Genomic DNA, 9498 nt, shown 5'->3' on the forward strand with positions numbered 1-9498 from the left:
CGTTCACAGAGGGCCAGACCGAGCCGCGCCGAATTTGAGAAAGCCTCGTCGCCTACGGCTCCTCGTCTTTCTCAAATTCGCACATATAACCTTCGTCATATTTTTTCGAGTGAAGTGTCACACATCATTGACGACTCTACATTTTTAAGAAAACTCCTTTAAAATGTACACTTGTTTTGTTTATATATATAGGATATAATGTATTATCATAATTATATTGGGAAGCAGGGCATATGTCAATCGCACTGTGATGCAGCGCATCATGCCTTTTACATAATGAGGAGGACCTTTTATGAACAATATCGTAAAAATTTTCGATTCCACCTTAAGGGACGGAGCGCAGGCAGCAGGCATTTCGTTTTCTTTGGAGGACAAGCTCAACGTGGTAAAAACGCTCGACGAGCTCGGCGTATCATATATAGAAGCGGGCAATCCGGGATCTAACCCGAAGGATATGGAATTTTTCAATCTTGTAAAAAAGCTTGATTTGAAGCATTCGCGCATAGCGGCGTTCTGCTCTACAAGAAGAAAGGATTCCACCCCCGAGAACGACGATTCGCTCAAAAGCGCGCTTTCGTCGGGCGCGCCCGTGCTCGTAGTCGTAGGCAAGGCGTCGGCTTTCCAGGTCGAAAATGTGCTTGAAGTATCGCTTGAAGAAAATCTTTCGATGATACGCGAAACGATGAGCTATCTTAAAGCGCAGGGACGCGAGGTCATATTCGACGCGGAACACTTTTTTGACGGTTACCGCGACAATGCCGAATATGCGCTGACGGCTATTAAAGCCGCTCAGGAAGGCGGAGCAGATACGATAGTGCTCTGTGAAACGAACGGCGGAATACTGCCCGACGAGGTCATGTGTATCGTGGGCGAGGCGAGAAAGGCCGTGACGATACCGCTCGGCATTCACTGCCACAACGATGCGGGCTGCGCCGTGGCGAATTCGCTTGCGGCGGTGCGCGCGGGAGCAACTCATGTTCAGGGTACATATCTCGGCTTCGGCGAGCGGTGCGGCAACGCGAATCTTTCGACGATAATACCCAATCTACAGCTTAAAATGGGCAAAAGCTGCATACCTGACGAGAATATAGAAAAACTCACGTCGGCGGCGTCCGACATTGCAGATATAGCAAACATCACGATAGAAAGCGGTATGCCGTATGTGGGCGCGAGCGCGTTTGCCCATAAGGGCGGCATGCATGCGAGCGGAGTCGTAAAGGCGTCGAGCTCGTTTGAGCATATAGATCCGGCAAGGGTGGGCAATTTCAGAAGGTTCTTAGCCTCCGAGGTGGCCGGACGCGCGACGATACTTCAAAAGATCCATCAGTTCGACAAGTCGATAACGCGCGACGATCCGTTTGTTGCCGAGACGCTTTCAAAGCTTAAGGAGCTTGAATATGAGGGCTGGCAGTTTGAATCGGCGGACGCAAGCTTTGAGCTTTTGGTGCGCCGCATAAACGGATCGTATAATCCGCATTTTGAGCTTATCCACTGCAAGGCGATAAGCGAACAGCCGCATAAGGACGACGACGGCGCGTTCGCCGCAGTTAAGGTGCGCGTTGACGGCAGGGTGGAAATGACGGCCGCAGAAGGAAACGGCCCCGTAAACGCAATAGACGCGGCGCTGAGAAAGTCGCTCGAGGTGTTTTATCCTACGCTTTCCGCCGTTCATCTTATCGACTATAAGGTAAGAGTGCTTGAAAGCGGCGAGGCTACCGGCGCAAAGGTTCGCGTTCTTATTACGACTACCGACGGTCAGCGCACGTGGACCACGGTAGGCGTGTCGGCCGATATTATAGAGGCAAGCTGGCTTGCGCTCAGAGATTCGATAGAGTACAAGCTTCTGCGCGATGAACAGAACGCATAAAATAACGAATACATGTACAAAAAAATACAATATGCAGGATAAATGCACGTGATTTTATCTGCATAATTTTAAAAGTCTTTAAAATTCGGCGAAACATCTGTTTACATAATATATGTTCAAAACCCTGTTGATAATGTTAAAAACTCGCTGTTTTAAAGACTTTTTGATTAAACAGTTATAATTCAAAGTATCAAAAAACCGCATATATACGCGGTTATGATAAAAGTTGTTATGTAAAGGCGCGCTCACAATATTTGTAAATATGATGCAAATTTTGAATGCAAAAATACAGCATATTGAGAAAGAAGCATATGTATGCAAACTATTTCAAGCATAGTGTTTGATACAAGGCGAATGGGAGCTTTAAGCCTAAATGAGGCACGCGAGCTTTTAAGCTGCGCACAAAAAAAGGGGATAACGCGCTTTGACGTATCCATGCATTTCATGGGGGGAGCCTCGGAGAGCACGTTCATAGAGGCGATAAAAGGCCTTTCGTTTAAGCCTGAGATATCGTATAAATTCGGGCGAGTGCCAAACGCATCCGATACAGAGGAGTCTTTTCTTCGTGAATTCTATGCGGCTTTGGAGCGCTTTTCGGCGGAAAGCTTTGATATGTACACCGTATACGATATAAACTCATTTGAAACTTGGAACGAATACAGAGACGCGGACGCCGTATATAAGACGGCGGTAAAGCTTAGAGGGCGCGGTCTTATAAAGCAGCTTTCGGTCGTTTCTTCACTGGAAGCGGGCGAATTGTCAAAGGTGATCTCGGCATGCCCCGAGATCGACTGTATCCATATGCCGATATCGCCGCTTACGCTGAAAAAAAGCGCCGACGTTTTAAAGCTGTGCGCCGAAAAGAATAAGCGCGTATACGCCCTGACGCCGCTTATGGGCGGCTTGTTTGAGCAGTATCCCGAGCTTTTGCGTCCTATAAATATAAGCGGGCTTTCGCCTTTGCAGGCGTCGTTTGGAATGATCTTTGGGGCGGGCATTGACATGATATGCGACTTTCCCGATAAAAGCGGCCTAGACGCCATATTATCCGCCGCATCATCTGTGTCCGATATCCCTGCGGACGCCGATCTCGGCGAGTATGAGACGTTTTGCACAGGCTGCGGGCTTTGCCGCATGTGCCCGATAAAGTCGCAGGCGCCTGTGCTTATGGCGGCGTATAATGCATACATAGTATCAGGCAGAACGGAGGATATGGTGGAGTATGCAAGACGGGCGTTCGGCGAGGACGAATACCTTTACAACACGCGCAAATGCATAGGATGCCGCCTCTGCGAGCGGATATGTCCGCAGGGGATAAAAATAAGCGAAAGAATAGAGCGGCTTAAAAACGAAGCCCATAAAACATAGGAGTGATAATTGTGAAATACGACGTTATCATAGTAGGCGCAGGTCCGGCCGGTATATTTACGGCATACGAGATGCTTGTGATGGGAACGAAAAAGAAGATACTTATAATGGAAAAGGGCAGACGCATAGAGGAAAGGAAATGTCCCAAGGAGATCGTGGGACGCTGCTTAAACTGTAAGCCTAACTGCCATATCACAACGGGCTTTTCCGGCGCGGGAGCGTTTTCCGACGGTAAGCTTTCGCTTTCATATGAGGTCGGAGGCGAGCTTCCGACGGTCATTGGCGAGGAAACGGCGCAAAAAACGATAGAGTATACCGATAAGATATATTTAAAATTCGGCGCCGATCCGAAAATAGAGGGAGTCGGAAATCCCGTAAAAGTCAAGGAGATAAGAAAGCGCGCGATACAGGCGGGACTTAAGCTCGTTGACTGCCCCATACGCCACATGGGCACTGAGCGTGCGCAAAAGATCTATGCCGAGATAGAGAAGTTCCTTCTCGACTCGGGCGTGGAGATAATGTTCGGCTGCGAGTGCATAAATCTTATATTGGATGATTCAAAATGCCTTGGCGTCCGCGCCGTTATGCGCGGACAGGAGTTTGAAACTTTTTCGGATCATACCATAGTATGCACAGGAAGGCGCGGCGCAGACTGGCTTGAGAAGCTGTGCGAGGAGCACGGTATAGCGCATCAGCCCGGCACGGTAGATATCGGCGTGCGCGTAGAGGTGAGAAACGAGGTCATGGAAGAGGTGAACGATGTGCTCTATGAATCGAAGCTCATCGGATATCCCAGGCCTTTCAAGAATAAAGTGCGTACCTTCTGTCAGAACCCCGGCGGATTTGTAAGCCAGGAGAATTACGACAACGATCTTGCCGTGGTGAACGGACATTCGTATAAAGAGAAAAAGTCGAACAATACGAATTTGGCGATACTCTGTTCGCACAATTTTTCGGTGCCGTTCAATCAGCCTATCGCATACGCGCAGAAGGTAGGCGAGCTTACGAATATGCTTGCGAACGGTCATATTCTCGTGCAGCGCTTCGGGGATATTTTGGACGGCAAGCGTACGTGGCAAAAGGAGCTCATGCAGTCGAACCTTACGCCGACCATACCCGACGCCGTGGCGGGCGATATAACTGCGGCAATGCCGTACCGCTCAATGACGAATATAATAAACTTCATGCAGGCGGTAGATATCGTAGTGCCGGGCTTTGCCTCTACGGAGACGCTTTTATACTCGCCGGAGCTTAAATTCTACTCGAATAAAGTAAAGATGGACGAAGACTTCAACACGAATATAGAAGGACTTCACTGCCTGGGCGACTCGAGCGGATGGACGCGCGGCCTTATGATGGCTTCGATAATGGGCGTGCTTATGGGAAGAAAGCTTGCTTAAATAAAGAATACAGATATGTAAAAAGTGCCGCGAGAAGCGCGGCACTTTTAAATTTGTGTTTCTATTTGTTTTCAACGGCCTCACGTGCGGCAGCGCTCGGCGCCGTTTCGCCGTTATGCTCCGCCGCGTTATTCTTGAACGCCGTTGAAAGCATGAGGCGTATGCGGTTAAGCTGATTTACGGTGCTTGCGCCGGGGTCATAGTCTATTGCAACTATATTGGCCTTCGGGTTCTGTCTTTTTATCTCCTTCATTATGCCCTTGCCCGTAACGTGGTTCGGCAGACATGCGAACGGCTGCATGCATATGATGTTTGTAACGCCCTCTTCGACGAGCTCTATCATTTCTCCCGTGAGAAGCCAGCCCTCGCCCGATATGTTGCCGAGCGATACTACAGAGCTTGCCGCCTTGGCGGTGTCGTTTATATGCCTGGGATAGCCGAATTTTGTGCCCTTCAGGGCGTTTACCATCGGCTTACGCACCCTTTCCATTATATCAATGAGCGCATTCTGTATGGTGCGCGCCTTTTTTGAACCGTCAAGAAGCGTGTACTTTTCATTGGCGTGATGCAGAACGTAGAAGAAAAATCCCGCAAGATCTGGCACTACGGCCTCGGCGCCTTCCGATTCCACTATGCCTACGAGGTCGTTGTTCGCGCCGGGATGATACTTTACGAGTATTTCTCCTACGAGACCTACTCTCGGCTTATTCATCTCGTAAACGGGCAGCTCGTCAAATTCGCGGACGATGCTTTTGATTATGCGCTTGTATTCGCTAAACGAGCCGCGCTGCAGCGCCTCTTTGCATATGGAGTTCCACTTTTCGTAGAGTCTGTTCGCGCTGCCCGGCTCCTTTTCATACGGGCGTACGCGGTACAGCACGCGCATCAAAAGATCGCCGTATAAGATCGCCTGAACGCCGCGCTTTACGAGGCCGAAGCTTACTTTAAAGCCCGGCTGCTTGTCAAGGCCGACAAAGTTTAAAGAGAGCACGGGTATATTCGTAAGCCCCGCGTCGCGAAGCGCCTTCTTTATCATCGAGATATAATTCGTAGCACGGCATCCGCCGCCCGTCTGTGTTATAACTACAGCCGTAGTATCAAGGTCGTACTCGCCCGAATTGAGGGCGTGCATTATCTGGCCGATCGTAAGTATCGACGGATAGCATGCGTCGTTGTTTACGTATTTTAAGCCCTCCTCGACTATGGCGGGATCCTCGTGCGGAAGTATAACGAGATTGTAGCCCGATATTCTGAACGCTTCCTCGATGAGCCTGAAATGTATAGGCGACATTTCGGGCGCAAGTATCGTATAGCGTTTCTTCATTTCCTTTGTGAATATTATGCGCTGTGGCTGCGGACGCGGCTCTTTTACGACGTTTAGACCCTTCTTGTCGCGCTCGCGTGAGACGGACATGAGTGAACGCATACGAATGCGCGCCGCGCCGAGGTTGTTTACTTCGTCTATCTTCAGCGTCGTATATATCTTGTCGGAGGCCTCCAGTATCTCTTTTACCTGGTCTGTCGTTATCGCGTCAAGTCCGCATCCGAAGGAATTAAGCTGCACCAGCTCTAAAAAATCGGTGCTTCTCACGAAAGTGGCTGCAGCGTAAAGGCGAGTGTGATACATCCACTGATCGACAACTCTTATGGGACGCTCCACTTGTCCCATGTGCGCAACGCTGTCCTCCGTAAGCACGGCAAAGCCGTAGGAGTTTATCATTTCGGGTATGCCGTGGTTTATTTCCGGATCTATGTGATACGGGCGTCCGGCAAGTACGATGCCCTTTTGACCGGTGGCCCTTAGCATCTCTACTACCTCGCGTCCCTTGTCTCTGACGTCTTTCTTAAATCGTTTATCCTCTGCGTATGCCTCGTCCACGGCGTGCTTTATTTCTTCTTTGGTAACGTCGAAACATGAAAGCTCTTCATACAAGCGCTCCGCCATGCGCGAAGGCGTATTGTACGGTAAAAACGGATTCATAAAGCGTATATTCTTTTCTCTCAGCGCATCGACGTTTGCACGTATCACCTCTGCATAAGTGCATACGATGGGGCAGTTGTAATGATTGTCGCCGCCCAAGCCCTCGTCCTGCTCGTAAGGCAGGCAGGGGTAGAATATGAAATTATGCCCCTTCTTTATAAGCGCCTCTATATGGCCGTGAGCGAGCTTTGCGGGATAGCAGGCCGACTCGGAGGGCATCGTTTCTATGCCCATGTCGTATATCGCGCGCGACGAGCGCGGCGAAAGCTCCACTCTGAAGCCTAAATTCGTAAACAGCGTAAACCAGAACGGATAGTTCTCATACATGCCGAGAACTCTCGGTATGCCGACGGTGCCGCGTCTGGCCTCCTCGCTTTTAAGCGGCTTATAATATCCGAAGAGACGCTTGAATTTATAGTCGAAAAGATTGGGCAGCTTCGACTTCGGCGTGTCGCTCTGATTGCCGCCGCGTTCACAGCGGTTGGAGGAGATATACTCTTTGCCGTCGGGGAATTTCGTTATGGTAAGCAGGCAGTGGTTTTGGCATTTTTGACATCTTCTCGCCGTTTTTTCAACGGTGAAGCCCATAATATCCGAAAGCCCCAGTATCGTAGAGCGTGTGCCGCATACCCACGACTGCTGCGCGATGAGCGCGCAGCCCAAAGCGCCCATAAGTTCGGCGCGGTCGTATCTCACTACCTCGCGTCCCGAGATTATCTCAAAAGCGCGAAGCACCGCGTCGTTTTTGAAGGTGCCGCCCTGAACGATGATTTTTTTGCCCATTTGCTGCGGGTCGCGTATGCGTATTACCTTGAAAAGCGCATTCTTAACGACGGAGTAGGAAAGCCCGGCCGAGATATCGCCGACTTCGGCGCCTTCCTTTTGCGCCTGCTTTACCTTTGAGTTCATAAAAACGGTGCAGCGAGAGCCCAAGTCCACCGGGTTTTTGGCATCGCAGCCAAGCGCCGCGAACGAGGGTGCGTCGTGACCTACGGCGTGGGCAAACGTCTCGATGAACGAGCCGCAGCCGGAAGAGCACGCTTCGTTTAAAAGCACGTTCTCTATAACGCCGTTTTTTATCTGCATGCACTTCATATCCTGTCCGCCGATGTCGAGTACGAAGTCAACGCCGGGCAGAAGATAATCAGCCGCCGTATAGTGAGCTATAGTTTCTATTTCGCCGTCGTCGACCTTTAATGCGGCCTTTATGAGATTTTCGCCGTAGCCAGTTACCATTGAGCGCGCTATATACGCGTCGTCGGGCATGCAGGCGTAAAGCTCCTTTAAAATATTTATGACCGAGTCGAGCGGGTCGCCGTGATTCGAGCCGTACCATGAATAAAGAAGCCTGCCCTGCGCATCGATGAGCGCAGCCTTTGTCGTAGTGCTTCCGGCGTCAAGGCCTAAGAAACATTCGCCCTTGTGAGCGGAAAAATCGGCGCACTTCACCTTGTCGCGCCCGTGACGCTCGTCGAACTTTAGCCGTTCCTCGGGCGTTTTAAAGAGCGCGGGAAGATGCTCCACCTCTTTGACTTCCACATTTTTAAGCTTGTGTATAGATTCGACAAGGCGGCGCGATTCAAAGCTTTCCGATTTTTTTGAAGCGAGCGCCGCGCCCATCGCCGTAAAAAGCTGTGATTTCGGCGGTACTATCGTCTGTTCGGGCGAAAGATCCAGCGTTTCTACAAAGCGAAAACGAAGCTGATCTATAAAGTGCAGCGGGCCGCCCAAAAACGCCACGTTGCCGCGTATGGGCTTGCCGCAGGCAAGACCCGATATAGTCTGATTTACGACGGATTGAAATATCGAAGCGGCTATGTCGGCCTTGGCCGCGCCGTCGTTTAAAAGCGGCTGTATGTCGCTTTTTGCAAAAACGCCGCAGCGCGACGCTATTGAATATATAGTCTTTGCGTCCTTCGCCATGCGATTGAGGCCGTCGACGTCCGTCGCAAGAAGCGTCGCCATCTGGTCGATGAACGCGCCCGTGCCGCCGGCGCAGGTGCCGTTCATGCGCTGTTCGAGGCCGCCCGTGATATACGTTATTTTTGCGTCCTCGCCGCCGAGTTCTATGGCTACGTCCGTCTGCGGAATGAAGCGCGTTATTGCTTCGACTCCCGCTACGACTTCCTGAATGAATTCAACGTCGAGCCATGTCGATACGGATATGCCGCCCGAGCCCGTTATCATCATAGTTATCTCTGCGTCGCCTATATGATCGAGCGTGTCGGAAAGCACCTCGGCTATGGTGCGGCGCACGTCGGAATTATGGCGCTGGTAGCGGTCGAATATAAGATTGTCGTTTTCGTCGAGCACCGCGGTCTTTACCGTAGTGGAGCCGACGTCAAGTCCGATATGGTATTTATTCATCAAAAAATTAACCTCCAAAAAGGAACCAATGCCCCGAAACGGGCGTGTATTCTATGTTTTATCGATAAAATAAGCAAACTGCGCTTATAATTATATTTACCCTTATTATTAATAGGTTATTATATTATTTTAGCCGTTATAGAATTGATTGTCAATCAAAAGGCTTTTGCCAATTTCAACTTTTTGTATAAAAACGAGTAAAAAAATGCATACGGAAAAAACGGCACGGAGAAATTTTATACAATATGCACAAACTGCGCCCAAATAACAGTACGACAGTGTTAAAAATGCAATATTTGAGAAAAGACTGTTGAATTTGTTCAAAAAAGGGCATATAATTATATTGTATTCTTAAAAAAATGAATATCTCCCAAGCCCTACTTGCAAAAAAGGGGCGAAAGCGGAGAAAAGGAAAGGGAGCGTCATGAAAAAGATACAAAAAGTATTGGTGGCTAACAGAGGCGAAATCGCCATACGCGTGATACGAGCATGTCACGAGCTTGGATTAAAAGCAG

General features: G+C 49.8%; 5 protein-coding genes. 4 read left to right on the forward strand and 1 reads right to left on the reverse strand.

Features of this window, described 5'->3' with window-relative positions; genetic code table 11:
* The first annotated feature begins 292 nt into the window (after positions 1 to 292).
* The 3 genes from IJG50_04280 to IJG50_04290 all read left to right on the forward strand — a co-directional run bounded on the left by IJG50_04280 (position 293) and on the right by IJG50_04290 (position 4635).
* Positions 293 to 1867, forward strand: coding sequence for a citramalate synthase (locus IJG50_04280; protein ID MBQ3379068.1), 1575 nt, complete (start codon positions 293 to 295; stop codon positions 1865 to 1867).
* Between the two features lie 315 nt (positions 1868 to 2182).
* Entirely contained in the window at positions 2183 to 3235 is a 1053-nt protein-coding gene (locus IJG50_04285) for an aldo/keto reductase (GenBank protein MBQ3379069.1), read from the forward strand.
* 11 nt (positions 3236 to 3246) lie between these two features.
* On the forward strand, positions 3247 to 4635 hold the full coding sequence (locus tag IJG50_04290) for an FAD-dependent oxidoreductase (GenBank protein ID MBQ3379070.1): 1389 nt from the start codon (positions 3247 to 3249) through the stop codon (positions 4633 to 4635).
* A 61-nt stretch (positions 4636 to 4696) separates the two neighbouring features.
* Here the strand turns inward: IJG50_04290 and IJG50_04295 are convergent, their stop codons facing one another.
* Positions 4697 to 8983 carry a 2-hydroxyacyl-CoA dehydratase gene (locus tag IJG50_04295; GenBank protein MBQ3379071.1) on the reverse strand — a complete coding sequence of 1429 codons (4287 nt, stop codon included), beginning with the start codon at positions 8981 to 8983 and terminating at the stop codon, positions 4697 to 4699.
* A 424-nt stretch (positions 8984 to 9407) separates the two neighbouring features.
* Between IJG50_04295 and IJG50_04300 the strand changes: the two genes are divergently transcribed.
* The coding region (locus IJG50_04300; GenBank protein ID MBQ3379072.1) for a hypothetical protein at positions 9408 to 9498 on the forward strand (91 nt) is incomplete at its 3' end.

This window comes from Clostridia bacterium (assembly GCA_017405765.1).
Classification (GTDB): Bacteria; Bacillota; Clostridia; order Oscillospirales; family RGIG577; genus RGIG577.